An 18,556-nucleotide genomic window follows, 5' to 3' on the forward strand; every position below is an offset into this window, starting at 1 on the left:
ACGCCTGGTGCTCAGGCCTGGGTCAGCAGGGCACGCAGCCGGTCGCGCAGCACGTCGTCCACGCCGATGGTCGTGAACGCACCGTCGACGTCCGCGGCGACCTCCGCGACGATCGGTCCCGTGGTAGCGATCCACGCCTCCACCTGCTCCGGGCGCCACGACGCCTGGCGGTCGGGCGTCGGTGCGTGGATCGCTGTGCCCGCCATCGCGCGGACCGAGGCGGCGTGGTCCTCGGCGACGATCGCCGGCGCCACCCCGGCGTTCGCCAGGAGGAGCGCGCTGATCATGCCCGTGCGGTCTCGTCCCGCGCTGCAGTGCACGAGCACGCCGGTCGGGGCGTCCGCGACGGCCCGGAGGGCACCGAGCACGAGGTCGGGCAGGATCCGCCAGTTGTGCCGCCAGTACTCGGGTGAGTCGAGGATCGGGAAGCACACGGCGCGGAACTCTGGATCGTCCTGGTCCTCGGTCGGGGCGAGCACCACCGGCACGGACGCTCGGGTTGCGGGCGGCACGTCCGGGTCGCCGTCGCGGACACCGACCTCGTCCGGGCAGCGGAGGTCGACGACCGTGGCGAGCCCCCAGTCGCGCGCGTGGCTCCAGCCGGCCTCGGTGAGTCGCTCCCGTCGCGGTCCCCGCGCCACCCGGCCGAGGATCGTGGCGCCGGTCGAGGAGTCGGGGGTGGGGAGACCGCCGAGGTCACGCGCGTTCGGGTAGCCGTCCCAATCGAGGTTCCGCATCCGCAGGACCCTACTGCGTCGGCCCGGTCGATCCGAGTGGACGGACGAGGATGACGCTGGGGCCGGACCAGTCGAGGCCGTGGTGCTCCTCGAGCGGCGTGAAGCCGAGCCGCTCGTAGAACGCACGGGTCCTGGCGTAGGGCTCGTGATCGAAGGACGGCCCGACGGTGTGCACCGACAGGAAGCGGCACCCGTCTGCCGCGAGTTCAGCCGCGATGCTCTCGACGAGGGCACTCCCGACACCGCGCCCGTGCACCGTGGGGTGCACGGCGATGAGGTGCAGTTCGGCGGACGCCGGGAAGTGTCGACGGGTGAGCGCCACGCCCACGACCGTGCCGCCGAGGACGGCGAGCCGACTGTCGTAGGGCCCGTCTGCCGCCGCGGCGGCGTAGTTCTCGATCGCAACCGGATCGCCGAACCAGTCGGGCAGTGCGCCGAGGATCCGCCGGACGTCCGGGCTGCTCCGCCGGCTGACCATCCGGGTGCGTTCCCGTTCCGCGACGGCGAGTGCTTGTTCGGCCGACGCGAGGAGAGCCGGGGCGCCGGCGCGGCGCAGCCTCACGACCCGTCGGAAGTCCTCGGAAGCCCGTGCGGCGTCGCCGTGCGCCAGGAGGGCCTTCCCCCGATGCTGGCGGACGACGGCCTCGAGCGGTGTTCCGTCGTGCTCGTCGACCAGGCGGTCGTACTCCTGCACGGCCCGGAGGGTGTCTCCGAGGTCACGGTGACAGTCGGCAGCGAGAGCGCGGACCCGGACGGTTCGGGGGAACGCGTCGAGCTGGTGCAGCGCGACGTCGGGTTCCCCGTTCCAGAGGAGTTCCAACGGCACCGCGAGCGGATCGTCCAGCAGACCAGCACGGAACGCTGCCCGATCCGTGACGCTGGGACGCAGGTCAGCAGCGCGGATGCTCCAACCTGGACCGCCCTCGACGTCGTGCGGCACCGGCGTCGGCAGGAGCGCTGCGGCCATCTGGACCCGACGGCCGAACCGGTCGAGGCCGAGCCGGTCCTCGGTGTCGACGAGTGCACGATCGAACGCCGTGACCGGCTCCTCCTCGACGAACCCTGCCGTCCGGTAGAAGGGCGCGTTCCACGGCACGTCGGCGTACGTCCGTAGCGTCATCCGCTCGTGCCCGCGAGCCCTGGCACGGTCCTTCGCGGCTTCGAGGAGCGCTCGACCGATACCGCGACGCGCGTGCAGCGGGAGCACGGACAGTTGTTCGAGGTGGCAGACGCCGTCGGGTTCCAGCACGTGCGCGAACCCGACGACGGCGCCGTCCTGCTCCGCGACGAGCAGGAGACCGGCCGCTGCCGCACGTTCGGCCCCGGAGGGCGCCGGCGCCCAGTCATCGGGATGCAGCAGATCGACGAGGATCCGGTCGGCCTCGTCCTCGATGCGTCCGACGTGCTCGAGGTCGCGCTGCTCTGCGGAGCGAACGATCACTGCCATGAACGCAGCCTAGGAGGGAGTCGCTCGTGCAGCCGTGCCATCCTGGCACCATGCGTTGGTGGCCGGAGCGTCGCGGACCCGAACCCGTCGAACTGCATCCGGGGGTGCCGCCGCTCGCCGACTGGGACGAGCAGGGCATCGTGGGCACCATCGGGACGGGACCGGACGCGGACTGCACGGTGGTCGCCTCCGCGTACCGTGACGCCGCCGGTACGTTCGAGTGCTACGACCTGTGGTTCCCGGACGGACCGGACCGCGTGACGGATGCTTCGGGTGGTCTCGTCGTGGAGGACGGGGTCGTGGACGACCGAGTGCCCGGGGTGACCGGGGGACTCGTCGACGCGCTGACCCGAGCGGTCGACGTCACGTGGTGGGGTCCGGGCGAGCGTGCGCGAGCGTTCTGGGCGGAGTGGTCGGACTGGTTCCCAGAGGGCCGGTACCGCCTGCACGACCCGTTCTGCCAGGAGTTCCTCGTCCGGCTCCGCGAGCTCGCGAAGACGTGGGACACCGACGTCACGCCGGGGCACACGACGGTCGAGACGATGGTGCAGCCGCTCGCGGTGTCGATCGAGGTGCCGGGTACGACCGGTTGGCGCACGACCCTGTGGATGCTCTGCTCGCACGAGGACGGCCGCGCGTCGTCTCTCCGAGCTTGGTGGGGCAGCGCGGGCGTCGTCGACGACGGAGCGGGCGGAGTCGACGCCCCGGTCGAGCTGATCGCTCCGGGCGACGGTCGCGGTGCGGGGACCGCGGCTGCGCTCGCCGCGCGATGGTTCGAGCAGCAGCTCAGAAAGGATGTCCACCGACGCTTCCCACGCCGCGTCCTCGTCCGGTCCGGCGGCCATGCGGTCACCCGGCGCTGACGACGCAGAGCCTGGCCGAGATCAGCGACCGCGGTCGAGCACGCTCAGCGGTCGGGTGCGCGGTGCAGCTCGCGCTGTGTCGCCGGCCGCGTCCAGGACACGGCACCCGGCCATCCTTCCGGTGGGAGCCACCGACGGAGCCGAGCCGCGAGGACTGCGGCTTCCTCGGGGTTGCGCACGACCGCGTCGATCCCGCCCCCGTACGGGCTGACGGCCCAGCTCAGGTCTGCGGGGAGGAGCAGGAGGTCGGCGTCCCGGTCGTGCACGAGCAGAGCGATGGCGGCGAGCATGTGGTCGTCGACCGCCCCGGACCGGAAGGAGTGCCGCTCCTCGGGCCAGACGTCGTCGTCGTGGTCATCATCCTCGCCGGGGTCGTCGTCGAAGACATGTGTGACCCAGGGCTGCGCTGTCGGCACGACGGAGGCGACACGGTCGCGGAACTCGCCGGCCCATCTGGGTGCCTCCACGAGGAGCACCGTCGCGGGCGTCGCGGTGATCTCCTCGACGGTGCGCACCACGCTCCGGAAGCGTCGGACCGCTGTTCGTCGATCCCGCTGGTGCCGTGGCGCCTGGCGACCGCCCACGAGGGTGTGGAACCGGACCCAGGCGTCCGGCCGCGCCTCGCGGGGGAGGTGTCGCCACGGTTGGACCCCCGGCCACTGCGCATTCCAGCGCTGCAGCAGGGACTGCGCTTCGGGTGATGCGCCGTCGCTGAGCACGAGATGCGGCGAGGACACTCCGTCGGGCTGCATCCCGCGATCCTCGCAGACCAGGCGGGTCATCTCGTGGTGCCGAGGCCTGGTAGGACCGGAGCATGGTGATCTACGACGCCCGACCCGTCCGGACCGCGGCGCAGGTGCTGCTCGACGTCGTCGTCCTCGCAGGCATCGTGGTCGCCGTGCTCCTCGGACGCGCGGTCTCGGCGTCGATCAGTGCGCTCGCCGCCATCGGGGGACGCGTGAACGAGCAGGGGTCGGCGTTCGAGCAGCAGCTCCGCCGGACCGCCGACGCCCTGGGCGACGTCCCGCTCGTCGGCAGTTCTGTCAGCCGACCCCTGCGTGACGCGAGCCGGAGTGCGGGCGACATCGCGGCGGCGGGGTCGCAGCAGCAGGAGGAGACGCTGCACCTCGCGCACCTGCTCGGCACCTCGCTGGCGGTGGTGCTCGTCGTCGTGCTGATCGCGGTCTGGCTCCGGTACCGGGGCGGCTTCATCCGCCGGGCGTCCGCGACCCGACGACTGGCGCAGCAGCCCGACGGCACGGAACTGCTCGCCGTCCGGGCGCTGACGACCCGGGACGCGGTCGGGAGGCTCGGTGCCGGCGTCGTGGACCGGTGGCGGCAGCGGGACCCGGAGACGGTGCTCGCGCTGGCCGAGATCGAGCGGCGGAGCAGCGGGCTCCGCGTCACCGTCCCGTCCCGCCGTCCGTAGCCCTCAGCCGACCGGCACCGTCTCGCGGCGCTTCTGCCGCCAGGCCTCGGCGGGCCGGTCGTCGCCGTTCCAGACCTGCACGACGCCCCATGCCGCGGCGATCAGGGGCACGGCGAGCAGGGCCCCGGTCACCCCGCCGAGGACGGTCCCCGCGGTCAGCCCGACCAGGATGACCAGCCCGTGCAGCCGGAGGGTCTTGCCCATCAGCACGGGTTGCAGGAAGTTGCCCTCGATCTGGTTGACGAGCACGACGATCGCCACGACGACCACCGCCTGTACCGGCCCGACCCCGACGAGGGTGACGAGTGCGGCGAGCGTCCCGGCGATCGGCGCCCCGATCATCGGGATGAACGAGGTCACGAAGGCGACGACCGCGAGCGGGATCGTGAGCGGGACGCCGAGCACGGCGAGCCCGGCGCCGATGGCGACGGCGTCGAACGCGGCCACCGCGGCGGTCCCGCGGACGTACCCGCCGAGCGTCGTCACGACGCGGTCGCCGATGCGCCGGGCGCGGTCGTAGGCGCTGCCGGTGAAGGGTCGGAGCAGGAACTCCCAGAGCGCCGGCCCGTCCTTGAGGAAGAAGAACAGGATCACGGCCATGAGCACCGCGCCGGTGACGACGTTCGTCACGGCGGAGATGCCGGCCAGCGCTCCGGCGCCGAACCGAGCACTCGTGAGGAAGCCGACGATCCCGTCCACGGCGTCCTCGATCTGGCCGTCCGTGATCCGGAACGGCAGCTCGTGCAGGAGGTCCTGCACCTGCTGCAGGCCGTCGACGGCGGAGGACTGGAGCGTCGACCACTGGCTCGCGACGGCCGCGACGAGGAGCCACAGGATGCCGGCGAGCAGCGCCAGCACCGCGACGAAGACGAGCGCCGTCGCGAGCACCGACGGGACCCCGTGCCGGCGGAGCCAACCGACGACCGGTTGCAGGGCCGAGGCGATGATGAGGGCGACGAGGACCGGGATCGTGACGAGCCCGACCTGCGCGACCGCGTACACGATCCCGAGGGCGACGGTCACGACGAGGACGACCTGGGAGCAGCGCGTCGCGAGCCGTCCGAACGAGTCGGCCCAGACGCTCGTGGTGGGTGCGCTGCCGGGGGAGCTGCGTCGGAACATGGTGGGGGCCTTCCGGGTCGTCGTGCGGATCACGTGACGCCGTCGGCACCCGGCCGAGGCTACCCAGGCACGGCCGTGCGGCGTCGACCGCCCGACACACCCCGGAAACAGGACGCTGCTACAAACGCACCCATGCTGACCGTCACCGGTGCCCTGCGCGTCCTCGTCGACCCCCGGACCGAACGGGAGGGCGACGTGGTCCTCGACGACGGCAGCGACCTGGCGACCACGCTGGACGCGTCGGGATGCGTGGTCACGCCGGGCCTGGTGAACGCGCACCACCACCTGCTGCAGACGGCGTTCCGCACCCTGCCCGGCACCCGGGGTGTGCCGATGGCGGAGTGGCTGCCGACGATGGCCGCGGCGTACGGCCGGGCGGGACACGATCCCGAGCTCTACGGACTGGCGGCGTCTGCCGGGGCTGCGGAGGGCCTCCTGTCCGGCGTCACGACGATCGCGGACCACCACCTGAACTGGCCCGCGGACGCGACGACCGACGACACCGTCGCGCTCGCCGCGGCGACGGTCGACGCCGTCCGGGGACTCGGCGGCCGGCTCGTCTTCGTTCGCGGGTCGGCGCGGGACGACGCCGACCGCGCTGCGGCGTCGGCGGACGCGATGGCGACGGGGCTGCTGCACGAGCGAGCGGCGGGCGGGGTGGACCCCGACGGCGGACTGCAGGTGGCAGTGGGACCGGCGGGCGTGCACTCCGACGGCGAGGCGACCTTCCGGGCACTGGGCGAGGTCGCTGCACGGCACGGGCTCCGGCGTCGGACGCAGGCGAACGAGCAGGTCGACACCGCCATCGCGCTCGAGCGGTACGGCCGCCGACCGCTGGACCTGCTCGAGGAGTGGGGATGGGTGGCGCCGGACGTCACGATCGCGCACCTCTGCGACGTGACGGACGACGAGATCGGTCGGCTCGCGGCGGCCGGCGTGACCGCGACGCACGCGCCCGGGTGCGACGTGCCGATGGGGTGGGGGATCGCCCCCGTCGCAGCGCTCGCGGCGGCCGGGATCCCGGTCGGACTCGGGACGAGCGGCGGGGGCAGCAACGACGCGGGACACCTGCTCGCGGACGGTCGGCTCGCGATGCAGGTGTCGGCGCTCGTCGGGCCGCAGCTGCCCGCGCGCCAGGTGCTCGGGATGATGACCGAGGGGTCGGCCGCGGGGCTCGGACGGCCCGAGCTCGGGCACCTCGGGCAGGGGACCGCCGGCGACCTGTGCGTGTGGGACGTCTCCGGGGTGGCGGACGCGGGCGTGGCGGACCCGGTCGCGGGGCTGCTCTGGGCGTCTCCGGGGCGCCGTCCGCGGCACGTGGTCGTCGGTGGGCGCGTGGTGGTGCGGGACTTCCGGCTCGTGACGGGCGACGAGCGCGAGATCGCAGCTCGGCTCGGCGAGCGGCTCGCGCGCACACCCGTGGGCTGAGCGTCCGGCGCGCACGGGGTCCCGGCGGGGATCCGTCTGCGCGCCTCCAATGATCATACGATCGGAGCGTCCGCGAACCGTCCGCGAACCCGACCGCACCCCGACCCCGCACGCGACCGCGCGCCCCCCGGTGCCCGTCGGATCGAACCAGGATCCCGACGTCGAACCACGCGCCGCGGGTGGTTCGACGTCGGATCCGTGGTTCGGAGCGTCCCCGCCGTCAGACGCGTACCGCGCGCCGGTGGATCGGACCGGAGCCGGCGGTGAGCGCGCCGCCGGGAGCGCCCCGACGCACCGCGACGACCTCGGCCATGATCGCGACGGCCAGTTCCGCCGGGGTCTCCGCGCCGATGTCGAGGCCGATCGGGGACCGCAGGCGCTCCAGCTCCGGCGTCCCGAGTGCGTGCAGCGCCGCGAGCCGCCGCTCGTGCGTCGCCCGGGATCCCATCGCCCCGACGTAGCCGGCGCCCCGTCGGAGTGCGAGGTCGATCACCGCGGCGTCGAACCGGTCGTCGTGCGAGAGCACCACGACGGCGGTCGACGCGTCGATCGGCAGCCCCTCGAGCACCCGTGTCGGCCACCCGACGATCCGCTCGTCCGCGGCGGGGAACCGCTCGTCGGTCAGGAACACCGGCCGCGGGTCCACCACGGTCACCGCGTGACCGAGCACCGCCGCGGCGTTCGTCACCGCGACGGCGGACTCCACGGCACCGACCACGATGCAGCGCGGCCGGGCGTCGGCACGTTCGACGAAGACCCGGCCCCGGCAGCCGTCCGGAGCGGTGACGACCTCGCCGAGCGTGGCCGGGTCGAGCGACAGCGCGAGCGACGTCGGGACGCCGGACGCCGCCCGGCGGAGGGCGTCGACCACGGGGTCGCCGGGTGCGATCCGGCGGACGAGGACCTCGACCCGCCCTCCGCAGCGGAGCGCCGGCGCCCACACGGCGTCCGGGTCGTCCGGGTCCTCGTCGAAGCCGAACCGCTCGAGCACGGGGACGCCGTCCTCGAGGACCTGCTCGGCGGTCACGAACAACGACCCCTCGACGCAGCCGCCGGAGATCGTGCCGACGACCTGACCGCGGGGCAGGACCGCCATCGACGTGCCCACGCCGCTCGGTGCGCTGCCGGACATCGCGACGGCCGTCGCGATGACGACGGGGTCGCCGGTCTCGAGCACGGCCAGGAGGCGCGGTGCCAGTTCGAACATCACGCACCTCCGGCGTCGGTCGCGTCGGTCGTCGGCGCGTCCACTGCCGCGTCCGCTGCCGCGTCCTGCAGCATCGCCCACACACGGTCGCGCGTCATCGGCAGGCGGTACGGGCGGACACCGACGGCGTCCCGGACCGCGTTCGCGACGGCCGGGGCGACCGGGTTGTACGGCGCCTCGCTCATCGACTTCGCACCGAGCGGTCCGAGCGGGTCGGACGTGACGGCGAACCGGACCTCGGTGCGCGGCACGTCCGAGATCTTCGGTACCCGGTAGGAGCGGAACGCGTCGGTGGTGACCCGGCCCTCGGCGTCGAGCACGACCTCCTCGTACAGCGTCGAACCGATCGCCTGCGCGGCGCCGCCCTCCACCTGGCCGCGGAGCTGCTCGGGGTTGAGGACCGTGCCCGCGTCCACCGCCTGCACGCTGTGGAGCACCCGGACCTCGCCCGTCGGCCGGTGCACCGCGACCCGGGCACCGTGCACCGTGAAGGCCAGCGACCGTGGGGTCCCGTCGTGGCTGCCGTGCGCGACGAGGGGGCCGTCGGCCAGGAGCTCGGCGTGCCCGACCAGCTCGTCGCCGATGCGGACCCCGTCGGGCAGCACCGCGACCGCGGGGCCGAGCGGGCCGACGGCGCTCCTCGGGGTCCGCGCAGCCACGATCGTCAGCGCGCGCGCCGTCATCTGGTCGTGCAGGTCCAGCGCCGCGGCGTACAGCGCCTTGCCCGCGACGACGACCCCGGCCGAACCGAACGCACCGGTGTCGTACCGCGCGGCGTCGGTGTCGGACTGGTGGACGTCAATCCGGTCCGGCGTGGTGCCGAGCGCCGTGGCGACGAGCTGCGTGTGCACCGTCGTGGTGCCGTTGCCGAACTCGGCCGTGCCGACGCCGATGCGGTAGCGGCCGTCCTCGGTGGCCTCGACCGAGGCGTGGGCGTGGTGCCCGCGGGGTGGCATGGTGGCGATCGCCGCGAGGGCGACGCCGGTGCCGAACGCCCAGTCCCCCGTCCCGTCGCCGGCCGCGTCGTCGAGCGGCGGCCCGTCCATCGCGGGGACCTCGGGCAGGGGAGCACGGAGGGCGTCCTCGACCAGGTCGATGCACTGGTCGAGGCCGTAGCTGCCCTCCCACCGCAGGTCGTCCTGCTCGTCCGGGTCGGTGACGACGAGCGGGTCGCCGGGGACGACGACGTTGCGCCGCCGGAACTCCAGCGGGTCGAGGCCGAGGCGTCGAGCGAGCTCGTCCATCGCGGACTCGATCGCGAACACGACCTGGCCGAGGCCGTACCCGCGGAACGCGCCCGACGGCAGGTTGTTCGTGTACACGGACTCCGCGTCGACGCGCTTGACCGGGCAGCGGTACACGGCCACCGACTCGCTCACCGAGTGGAACATGACGCCGACGCCGTGGTTGCCGTACGCGCCGGTGTCCATCGTCTGGTCGACGTGCATCGCGGTCAGTCGTCCCGATGCGTCCGCACCGAGACGGACCCGGACGCGCATCGGGTGCCGCGTCGGCGCGATCGTGAACTCGTCGCGGCGGCTGAACTCGTACTGCACCGAGCGTCCGGTGCGGAGCACGGCGAGCGTGACGAGGTCCTCGGTGAGCATCTCCTGCTTGCCGCCGAACCCGCCGCCGACCCGCTTGGCGACCACGCGGACGCGCGAGGGGTCGAGACCGAAGACGTGGGCGACCTCGTCGCGGACCAGGAACGGCACCTGCGTGGCGGTCCGGAGCACGAGCCTCCCGTTCCGGTCCAGCGATCCGCGGGTGGCGTGCGTCTCGAGCGCGGCGTGGGACACGCGGCCCGTCGACCAGGTGCCCCCGACCGTCGCCGCGGACGCGGCGAGGGCGGCCTCGAGGTCGCCGGTCCCGCCGTGCAGGGCGGCCACCAGGTTCCGGCCCGGGTCGGCGATCCGGTGCTCCTCGGTGGTCTTGTCGCCGTGCAGGAGCGGTGCGCCGGGGAGCCGGGCGGCGTCGACGTCGTGCACGCTCGGCAGCACCTCGTACTCGACCCGGAGCAGCGCGCACGCCTGCTCGGCGGTGCGGACGCTGTCGGCGACGACGGCCGCGACCCGCTGCCCGCGGAAGCGCAGCACGGTGTCGAACACGCGGGTGTCGTCGGGGTCGTCGAGCCGCGACTCGTGGCGCCCGGTCGAGAACAGCACGCCCGGGTCGTCGCGGTGCGTGAGCACGGCGTGCACCCCCGGCAGCGCCTCGGCCGCGCTCGTGTCGATCGCGGTGATGCGGGCGTGCGCGTGCGGGCTGCCGAGGACCGCGAGGTGGAGGAGCGCCTCGGTCCGGCGGACGTCGAGCGTGTACTCCTCCTGTCCCGTGACGATGCGCATCGCCGCCGGTGCCGCGACCGACGTGCCGACGGCGTCCCCGGCGGAGGCGCACGCGGTGTTCCGGACCCCGTCGAGGGCGTCCTCGATCGCGCGGTAGCCGGTGCACCGGCAGACGTTGCCCTTGAGTGCCCGGTGCCGGTCGGCGAGCTGGTCGTCGTCGAGCGCCGAGGCCGTGACGACGTACCCGGCCGTGCAGAAGCCGCACTGGAAGCCCGGTGCCTCGGCGAACGCACGCTGCACCGGGTGCGGGTCCTCCGGGGTGCCGAGGCCCGCGGCGGTGGTCACCGTACGGCCCTCGAGCCGGTGGGCGGGCGTGATGCAGGAGTGCACGGGCACGCCGTCGAGCAGCACCGAGCACGCGCCGCAGTCACCGGCGTCGCACCCCTTCTTCACCGCGGTCACGCCGTGCTCGCGGAGGAGCGTCCGGAGCACCTGTCCGGGCTGCGGGTTCGTGTCGAGTTCGGTGCCGTCGACCGTGAGCCTCATCGGGCACCCCCGTCGGTGGCGGCGGACACGGGGCTGTCGGCCTCGGCGACGAGTTCGGCGGCGAAGCGTCGGGACACCGCTCGTCGCCAGTCGGGGGAGCCGTGCGGGTCGTCGTACCAGTCGTCGTGTGCGGCGAGGGCGGCGTCCGCCTCGGCTGCCGTCGGGACCGTGTCCCACCGCAGCACGAGCGGGCGCGGGGTCCCGCCGGTGACGACGAGCACGAAGCCGTCGGCGTCGCGTCGAGCCGTGACGAGCGTCCCGGTCCGCCCGTGCGGGCTGAGCGACACCCGGCGGAAGCCGGTCGTCCCGCGGAGCGCCGCCGTGGGCACGTCGAAGGCCCGGACGACCTCGCCCGGTGTCAGCGCCGTGGTGCGCGGTCCGGTGACGAGGTCCGCGACCGGCAGTCGACGCTCCCCGCCGTCCGTCGTCCACACCACGGCGGTCGCGTCGAGGGTGACGAGCAGCGCCGTGACCGCGCCGGCCGGCAGTGCGGTGGCGACGTTGCCGCCGACGGTCGCCGCGTTCCAGACCTTGAACGACGCCAGCAGTGCGTTCACGCACCGGTAGACGAGCGGCCAGGCGCGCCAGTCCGGTTCCGGTCGCACGCGCAGCAGTGCCGCGAGCGTGCAGGTGGCGCCGAGCTGGAGGCCGTCGGGCGTCCGTTCCGCGTCGGGCCAGCCGAGCGTCGTCAGGTCGACGAGGCCGGTCGTGCCCGGCTGCTCCTCCGAGTACAGCCAGGTCCCGCCGGCGAGGGGCTGCTCACCGGGGGCGAGGGCGAGGTCGTCGCGGTGCGACGGTGTCCGCACGGTGCGGACGGTGACGAGGTCCATGCGAGGGTCCGATCGGGATGACGGGCGAGGGGTCGGGGGACACCTGCCGCCGTCGGCCGTGTGCGATCATCCCGCGGTTCCACGCCCCGCGAGCACGTCGGGACGCCGCTCGGGGTGCGGTCGTGCGCGCCACGGGGCCTCCTCTGTCGGATCGGATCGGATCGGATCGGGTCGTTGCGGCAACGGTAGGGAACGGGTGTTTCAGCGTCGTTACGGGGGAGCGACGCCGGCATCACGACCGGTGCCCGAACCCGTGACCTGATCGACGCACCACCGAAACACACGGGTGCCATCGTCGCCGTCATGGAGATCACCGAGGCCACGTCCGCCCCCACCACCACGTCCGTCCGGCTCGGCGCGAACCAGTACGGCAAGGCCGAGGTCCGGCTCGTCCGGGTCACCCGCGACACGGACCGGCACGAGATCGAGGACCTCACCGTCACGACGCAGCTCCGGGGCGCGGCGCTCGCCGAGTCGTACACCGAGGGCGACAACGCCAAGGTCGTGGCCACCGACACGCAGAAGAACACCGTGTACGCGTTCGCGAAGGAGCACGGGGTCGGCAGCCCGGAGGAGTTCCTGCTCCGCCTCGGTCGGCACTTCGCGACGGCCTTCGACTGGTACGACGGCTCGACGCTCTCGGCCGAGCAGCACGCCTGGGAGCGCATCGCCGTGGACGGGCGGGAGCACGACCACTCCTTCGTCCGATCGGGTCGGGGCACGCGGACGGCGGTCGTGCAGGTCGACGGCGACGACGTGCACGTGCTCGCCGGCGTGACCGACCTCACGGTCCTGAAGAGCACCGGCAGCGAGTTCCACGGCTTCCCCCGCGACGGCTACACGACGCTCGCGGAGACCGACGACCGAATCCTCGCGACCTCGGTGACCGCGCGCTGGCGCTACACGCCCGAGGCCGTCGCCGCGGGCATCGACTACGACGCGGTGTACACCGGCGTGCTCGACCGGATGCTCGCGACCTTCGCCGAGCTGCACTCGCTGGCGCTCCAGCAGACCCTGTTCGCGATGGGCCGCACGGCGATCGAGGCGTTCCCCGAGATCGCCGAGGTCCGCTTCTCGATGCCGAACAAGCACCACTTCCTCGTCGACCTCGCACCGTTCGGGCTCGAGAACCCCGGCGAGGTGTTCTTCGCCGCGGACCGCCCCTACGGCCTCATCTCCGGCACGGTCGTCCGCGACGGCGTCGCCGAGGCCCCGGCGGCGTGGACGTCGGTGCCCGCGTTCGTGTGAGCCCGGCCGCCGTGCGGGGCCGGCGCCGCGTGGTCGGGGTCGTCCTCGCCGCGGGTGCCGGCACCCGGATGGGCACCCCGAAGGCGCTCGTGCGGAGCCCGGACGGCGTGCCCTGGCCGACGCTGGCGGTGGACGCCCTGCGCGGGGGCGGGTGCGCCGAGGTCGTCGTGGTGCTCGGTGCCGCCGCCGACCGCGCACGGCCGCACGTCCCGATCGCTCCCGACGTGCGGGTCGTCGTCGCCGCGGACTGGGCGGCCGGGCCGGGGGCGTCGCTCGCCGCGGGGCTGCGCGCCCTCGACGACGAGGACACCGCCTGCATCACCCTCGTCGACCTGCCGACGCTGCCCGCCGCGGTCGTCCGGCGCGTGCTCGGACCCGGGTCGGACCGCGACGTCCTGCGGCGCGCGGTGTTCGGCGAGCGGCCGGGCCACCCCGTCCTCGTCGGTCCGGACCACCACGCAGGCCTGATCGCCGCGGTGACGGCCGACCCGGCCGACCGGTCCGCGGGAGCGTGGCTCGGCCGAGCGGGCGTCACCGGAGTCGACTGCGCCGACCTGTGGGACGGCACCGACCGGGACCGGCCGCACGAGGCGACCCGGTAGCAGCGGACCGGACCGGAGACGGACGGGAGGCGCGGTGCCAGCCGGCACCGCGCCTCCCGTCGGTCGCTGGTCGCGTCGACTACGCGACGCGCTCCGACACCTCGGCCATCGTCGGGTAGTCCGTGTAGCCCTCGGCCGTCGCGCCGTAGAAGAGCTCCGGGCGCGGCTCGTTGAGCTCGGCCTCCTGCTCCCAGCGCTCGGCGAGGTCCGGGTTCGCGATCGCCGCGCGGCCCACGGCCACGGCGTCGGCCAGGCCACCGTCGAGCAGCGCGATCGCCTCGTCGCGGGTCGTCATCGACGAGAAGCCGGAGTTCGCGATGAACGGTGCGCCGGCAGTGCGGCGGACGTGCTGCACGAGGTCGCTGCCCGGCTCGGCGTGCAGGACGTCGACGAAGGCGAGCCCGAGCGGCGCGAGGCCCTCGGCGACGGCCGTGTAGGTCGCACGGACGTCCGCGTCGTCCTCCTCGAGGACACCCTGGATGTTGTGCTGCGGCGAGAGGCGGATGCCGACCCGGTCCGCGCCGATCGCCTCGGCGACGGCCGTGGTGACCTCGACGGCGAAGCGTGCGCGGTTCTCGGGGGAGCCGCCGTACTCGTCGGTGCGGGTGTTCGACACCGGGGACAGGAACTCGTGCACGAGGTACCCGTTCGCGCCGTGGACCTCGACGCCGTCGAGTCCGGCGGCGATCGCGTTACGGGCGGCACGGGCGAAGCCCTGGACGGCCTCGCGGACCTCGTCGGTGGTGAGCTCGTGCGGCACGGGCATGTCCGCCTTCGAGCCGTCGGCGAGGTGGGTCTGCCCCGGGGCGGCGACGGCCGAGGGGCCGACGATCCGCGGGGTCTGCGAGATGTCGGTGTGCGAGACGCGACCGCCGTGCATGAGCTGCATGACGATGGTGCCGCCCCGCTCGTGCACCGCGTCGGTCACGCGACGCCAGCCGGCGACCTGCTCGTCGGTCTCGATGCCGGGCTGACCCGGGTACGAGCGGCCCTCCTGCACGGGCCAGGTGCCCTCGGTGATGATCATGCCGAGGCTCGCGCGCTGCGCGTAGTGCTCGACCAGCAGGTCGTTCGGGATGCCCTGCTCACCGGCGCGCGTCCGGGTGAGGGGTGCCATGACGATGCGGTTGCGGAGGTGGAGTGCGCCGAGGTCGGCGGCTTCGAAGAGCTTCACGTGTCCGTTCAACCACGTGTTGCGCGGGGCAATTCCCCCGGCACGGCGGATCCTCAGCGACCGGGGCACACCAGCGTGCTCGAGCGGACCTGGCCCTCGGGTCGGATCACGGTGTGCTGCGAGAGCGGCTGGTGGCAGATCGGGCAGGGACGGTCGACGGTGCGGTCGTCGACGCCCTCGACGCGTCCGGCACCGATCTGCGACGGACCCATCTTCTCGATGAGCGTGCGGTTCCAGCGGTCGTACCACTTGCCGAAGCGACCCACGGTCCACCCTTTCGTTCGTGCACGAACCATTCTGCCACGTGCGCCGTCGTCAGTCGAGCGTGTCGACCCGACCGAGCAGCTCGGTGAGGTCGTCCTTCAGCCGCTCGAGCCGCTCGACGGGCCACCCCAGTCGGTCGGCGACGGCGACGGGGACGGCTCGGGCGCGATCCCGGAGGGCGCGACCGGCCGTGGTGAGCGACACCTCGAGCTGGCGTTCGTCGACCGTGCTGCGCGTGCGGCGGACGTACCCGGACGCCTCCAGGCGCTTGAGCAGCGGGCTGAGCGTGGCGGAGTCGAGCCGCAGCTCCCGGGCGATCCCGCGCACCGACCGCGGGTCCTGCTCCCACAGGGCGAGCATCACGAGGTACTGCGGGTGGGTCAGGCCCATCGGCTCGAGGAGGTCGCGGTACAGGCCGACGACGCTGCGGCTCGTGGCGGCCAGGGCGAAGCAGAGCTGCCGGTCGAGGGCGAGCGGGTCGACGTCGGTCGCATCCATGCACCCACGATACCTTCGTGCACGAACGGTCGTGGCCGAGCGCCGCACGACGGCCGGGAGGCCCGGTGCCGGTCTCGTGGACCGGCACCGGGCCTCCCGGCTGGTGCGTCGTGACGCGGGTCGCCTACGCGCGGTGCGTCGGCGTGTGCCCCTCGTGCGCGTTGGCGTCCGGCTCGGCGTCCGCGGCGTGCGAACCGCGGTGCGCGTCGCCGTCGTCGTGGCCGCGCGCGTCGGACGGGTGCGACCGCTCGAGCTTGGCGCCCTCGACGTCGACGTCCGGCAGGATCCGGTCGAGCCACTTCGGGATCCACCAGGCGCTCCGACCGAGCAGGTGCATGACCGCCGGGATGAGGAGCATGCGGACCACGAAGGCGTCGACGAGGACACCGAAGGCCAGGCCGAAGCCGATCGGCTTGATGGTGGAGGACTCCGAGAAGATGAAGCCCGAGAACACCGAGATCATGATGATCGCGGCCGCCGTGACCACCGCACGCCCGGCGTGCAGACCACGCTGGACCGCCACCTTCGCGCTCGCCCCGTGGGCGTACGCCTCGCGCATGCCCGACACCAGGAACAGCTGGTAGTCCATCGCGAGCCCGAACAGGATGCCGATCTCGATGATCGGCAGGAAGCTCAGGATGGGCCCCGGGTCGTGGGTGCCGAACACGGAGCTGAGCCAGCCGAACTGGTAGATGGCGGTCAGGCCACCGAACGAGGCGAGGATCGAGAGGATGAAGCCCGCCGTCGCGGTGATCGGGACGAGGATCGACCGGAACACCAGGATCAGGATGATCAGCGACAGGCCGACGACCACCACGAGGTAGAGCGGCAGGACGTCCGCGAGCTTCTCGGACACGTCGATGTTCGCGCTCGCGTTGCCGGCGACGCCCAGCGTGATCCGCCCGTCCTCGCTCGACACGGTCTGCTCGCGGAGGTCCTTGACGAGCTCCTCGGTCGAGATGCTGTCCGGCCCACCGGCGGGCTTCACCTGGAAGGCGATGATGTCGCGGTCCTTCGACGCGCCGATCGGCAGGACGGCGTCGACGTCGGCGTTCTGCACGAGCGCCTTGCCGATCGTGACCTCGGTCGCGGTGACGTCGTCCTCCGCGATCGCCTTCGGCAGGTCGGCGACGACGAGCAGGGGCCCGTTCTGACCGGCACCGAACTCGCGCTCGAGCGCCTTGTACGCCTCGTACTGCGACGAATCGGTCGCCTCGGACGCGCCGGTCGGCAGCCCGAGCCGCATCTGGGTCGCGGGGAGCGCGATCGTCCCGAGCACGGCGACACCGGCCACGAGCGTGATCACGGCGCGCCAGGTCGACATCGGCTTGTTCGGCACCCGGATCGACCCCGTGTCGCCGATGCGCGCGCGCTCCTTCTTCCGGAGCAGGCGCATGCCGAGCAGCGACATGAGCGCCGGGGTGAACGAGGTCGCGATGAGGATGGCGAACAGGACCGCGACCGCGCCGACGGTACCCATCAGGCCGAGGAACGGGATCCCGGTGATGTTCAGCGCGAGCAGGGCGACGATCACGGTCGCACCGGCGAACACGACGGCGTTGCCGGAGGTGCCGTTCGCGAGCCCGATCGACTCGTGCACGCCCATGCCGGCCTTGAGCTGCGTGCGGTGCCGGTTCATGATGAACAGCGAGTAGTCGATGCCGACCGCCAGGCCGAGCATCACCCCCAGCACCGGCGTGACCGAGATGAACTCGACGAGGCTCGAGAAGGACAGGGCGGCGAGCGAGGCGACGCCGACGCCGAGCACCGCGGAGAGCATCGGGACGGCCGCACCGATCACCGTGCGGAGCATGAGGAAGAGCACGATCGCGGCGACGACGAGGCCGATGACCTCGCCCGGTCCGAGGATCGAGGGGACCCCCTGGGCGATGTCCTGCGAGACGTACACGTCGACGCCGTCGATGCCCGCGTCGTCGGCCTTGCTGGTGATGGCGTCCTTGGTCTCCGCCGGTACCTCGTTCGTCGACGTGGTGAACTGCACGGTGCCGATCGCCGCGGACTCGTTCGTCGAGACGAAGCGGATGCCCTTCGACAGTGCGAGCAGGTCGGATCCCTGCTCGAGCTCGCGCTCGCTGTCGTCGAGCTTCGTCGTGTTGGCGTCGATCTCCCGCTGGGCGGCCTGGATCTGCTGCTCACCCGAGGTGATCTGCTGCTGCTGCGCGTCGATCTGCGCCTGCGCCTGCGCCTGGGCGAGCTGCTGCTGGCCGGCCTGTGCCTGCGCCTGTGCGGCAGCGCTCGACGCGGCGGCTCCGGCGGCCTGTGCCTGTGCCTGTGCCTTCTGCGCGTCGAGCTGCGCCTGGGCGTCCGCGATCTGCTGCTTGCCGGACTCGAGCTGGGCCTTCTGCGCGTCGAGCTGCGCCTGACCGTCCTCGATCTGCTTCCGGCCGTCGGCGATCTGCTCGCGGCCGTCGGTGATCTTCTGCCGTTGCTCGTCGAGCTGGTCCTGGGTGGCGAAGCCGTCGCGGACGTCCTTGACGCCGTCGAGGTCCTTCAGCCCGTCGAGGAACGACGTGACCTCGGTCTTCTGCGCGTCGGTGAAGGCCCCGCCGTCCGTGGTCTCGAAGACGATCGACCCGTTGCCGCCGTTCGCCGACGGGAACTTGTCGGCGAGCTGGTCCTGCACCTGGCTCGTCTTGGTGTTCGGGATGGAGATCGCCGACGAGATCGTGCCGGCGAAGAGGCCGTACGTGAGGCCCGCGATGCCGATGATGACGATCCAGGCGATCACCACCGACCAGGCTCGTCGTGCGGAGAACCGTCCGAGACGGTAGAGGAGACCGGCCATTGCGGGTGCCCCGTCCTTTCGTGGGTGGTGCTGGTGCGGTGCGGGGTGCGCCGGTGGACCCCGCGGGAGA

16 protein-coding genes are annotated in these 18,556 nt (G+C 73.2%); 5 read left to right on the forward strand and 11 right to left on the reverse strand.

Annotated features, from left to right (window positions below):
• Positions 1 to 11: 11 nt before the first annotated feature.
• Both Cus16_RS12940 and Cus16_RS17065 read right to left on the reverse strand, forming a co-directional pair.
• Positions 12 to 737 carry a tyrosine-protein phosphatase gene (locus Cus16_RS12940; protein ID WP_069713074.1) on the reverse strand — a complete coding sequence of 242 codons (726 nt, stop codon included), beginning with the start codon at positions 735 to 737 and terminating at the stop codon, positions 12 to 14.
• Between the two features lie 10 nt (positions 738 to 747).
• Positions 748 to 2,184, reverse strand: a complete 1,437-nt coding sequence (locus tag Cus16_RS17065) for a GNAT family N-acetyltransferase (RefSeq protein ID WP_317614866.1) — start codon at positions 2,182 to 2,184, stop codon at positions 748 to 750.
• Positions 2,185 to 2,234: 50 nt separating this feature from the next.
• On the opposite strand from Cus16_RS17065, the gene Cus16_RS12950 reads away from it, so the two are divergent.
• Positions 2,235 to 3,047 carry a hypothetical protein gene (locus tag Cus16_RS12950; RefSeq protein WP_141718983.1) on the forward strand — a complete coding sequence of 271 codons (813 nt, stop codon included), beginning with the start codon at positions 2,235 to 2,237 and terminating at the stop codon, positions 3,045 to 3,047.
• Positions 3,048 to 3,091: 44 nt separating this feature from the next.
• On the opposite strand, the gene Cus16_RS12955 is transcribed toward Cus16_RS12950, so the two are convergent.
• Complete coding sequence (locus tag Cus16_RS12955) at positions 3,092 to 3,565, reverse strand: hypothetical protein (protein ID WP_069713077.1); 474 nt, start codon at positions 3,563 to 3,565, stop codon at positions 3,092 to 3,094.
• 296 nt (positions 3,566 to 3,861) lie between these two features.
• Between Cus16_RS12955 and Cus16_RS12960 the strand changes: the two genes are divergently transcribed.
• Positions 3,862 to 4,476: a hypothetical protein gene (locus Cus16_RS12960; RefSeq protein WP_069713078.1), complete on the forward strand. Its 615-nt coding sequence runs from the start codon at positions 3,862 to 3,864 to the stop codon at positions 4,474 to 4,476.
• A 3-nt stretch (positions 4,477 to 4,479) separates the two neighbouring features.
• On the opposite strand, the gene Cus16_RS12965 is transcribed toward Cus16_RS12960, so the two are convergent.
• Entirely contained in the window at positions 4,480 to 5,598 is a 1,119-nt protein-coding gene (locus Cus16_RS12965) for an AI-2E family transporter (RefSeq protein WP_069713128.1), read from the reverse strand.
• A gap of 132 nt (positions 5,599 to 5,730) precedes the next feature.
• Between Cus16_RS12965 and Cus16_RS12970 the strand changes: the two genes are divergently transcribed.
• On the forward strand, positions 5,731 to 7,026 hold the full coding sequence (locus tag Cus16_RS12970) for an amidohydrolase family protein (protein WP_069713079.1): 1,296 nt from the start codon (positions 5,731 to 5,733) through the stop codon (positions 7,024 to 7,026).
• Between the two features lie 220 nt (positions 7,027 to 7,246).
• Here the strand turns inward: Cus16_RS12970 and Cus16_RS12975 are convergent, their stop codons facing one another.
• Genes Cus16_RS12975 through Cus16_RS12985 form a run of 3 tightly spaced genes read right to left on the reverse strand, consistent with a single transcriptional unit; the run spans position 7,247 to position 11,894 of the window.
• A complete protein-coding gene (locus tag Cus16_RS12975; RefSeq protein WP_069713129.1) occupies positions 7,247 to 8,233 on the reverse strand; it encodes an XdhC family protein in 987 nt (328 codons plus the stop codon).
• Positions 8,233 to 11,064, reverse strand: coding sequence for a molybdopterin-dependent oxidoreductase (locus Cus16_RS12980; RefSeq protein WP_069713080.1), 2,832 nt, complete (start codon positions 11,062 to 11,064; stop codon positions 8,233 to 8,235). The genes Cus16_RS12975 and Cus16_RS12980 overlap by 1 nt, the downstream gene beginning before the upstream one ends.
• Positions 11,061 to 11,894, reverse strand: a complete 834-nt coding sequence (locus tag Cus16_RS12985) for an FAD binding domain-containing protein (protein ID WP_069713081.1) — start codon at positions 11,892 to 11,894, stop codon at positions 11,061 to 11,063. Before Cus16_RS12985 ends, Cus16_RS12980 begins: the two co-directional genes overlap by 4 nt.
• 303 nt (positions 11,895 to 12,197) lie before the next feature.
• Between Cus16_RS12985 and pucL the strand changes: the two genes are divergently transcribed.
• Positions 12,198 to 13,142 (forward strand): factor-independent urate hydroxylase, encoded by a 945-nt coding sequence (gene pucL / locus Cus16_RS12990; protein ID WP_069713082.1) that lies wholly within the window; start codon positions 12,198 to 12,200, stop codon positions 13,140 to 13,142.
• Positions 13,143 to 13,153: 11 nt separating this feature from the next.
• On the forward strand, positions 13,154 to 13,744 hold the full coding sequence (locus tag Cus16_RS12995; protein WP_223246617.1) for an NTP transferase domain-containing protein: 591 nt from the start codon (positions 13,154 to 13,156) through the stop codon (positions 13,742 to 13,744).
• 79 nt (positions 13,745 to 13,823) lie between these two features.
• Here Cus16_RS12995 and Cus16_RS13000 read toward each other — a convergent pair whose 3' ends face one another.
• From Cus16_RS13000 to Cus16_RS13015, 4 genes are all read right to left on the reverse strand, one after another.
• The gene (locus Cus16_RS13000) at positions 13,824 to 14,918 is read right to left on the reverse strand and encodes an alkene reductase (protein ID WP_069713083.1); all 1,095 of its coding nucleotides are present in this window, start codon (positions 14,916 to 14,918) and stop codon (positions 13,824 to 13,826) included.
• Between the two features lie 53 nt (positions 14,919 to 14,971).
• Positions 14,972 to 15,184 carry a hypothetical protein gene (locus Cus16_RS13005; RefSeq protein WP_182047365.1) on the reverse strand — a complete coding sequence of 71 codons (213 nt, stop codon included), beginning with the start codon at positions 15,182 to 15,184 and terminating at the stop codon, positions 14,972 to 14,974.
• A gap of 49 nt (positions 15,185 to 15,233) precedes the next feature.
• Positions 15,234 to 15,680, reverse strand: coding sequence for a MarR family winged helix-turn-helix transcriptional regulator (locus Cus16_RS13010; RefSeq protein WP_069713085.1), 447 nt, complete (start codon positions 15,678 to 15,680; stop codon positions 15,234 to 15,236).
• 124 nt (positions 15,681 to 15,804) lie between these two features.
• On the reverse strand, positions 15,805 to 18,486 hold the full coding sequence (locus tag Cus16_RS13015) for an MMPL family transporter (RefSeq protein WP_069713086.1): 2,682 nt from the start codon (positions 18,484 to 18,486) through the stop codon (positions 15,805 to 15,807).
• Positions 18,487 to 18,556: the final 70 nt, after the last annotated feature.

The organism is Curtobacterium sp. ER1/6 (assembly GCF_001742745.1).
GTDB classification, from domain to species: Bacteria; Actinomycetota; Actinomycetes; order Actinomycetales; family Microbacteriaceae; genus Curtobacterium; species Curtobacterium citri.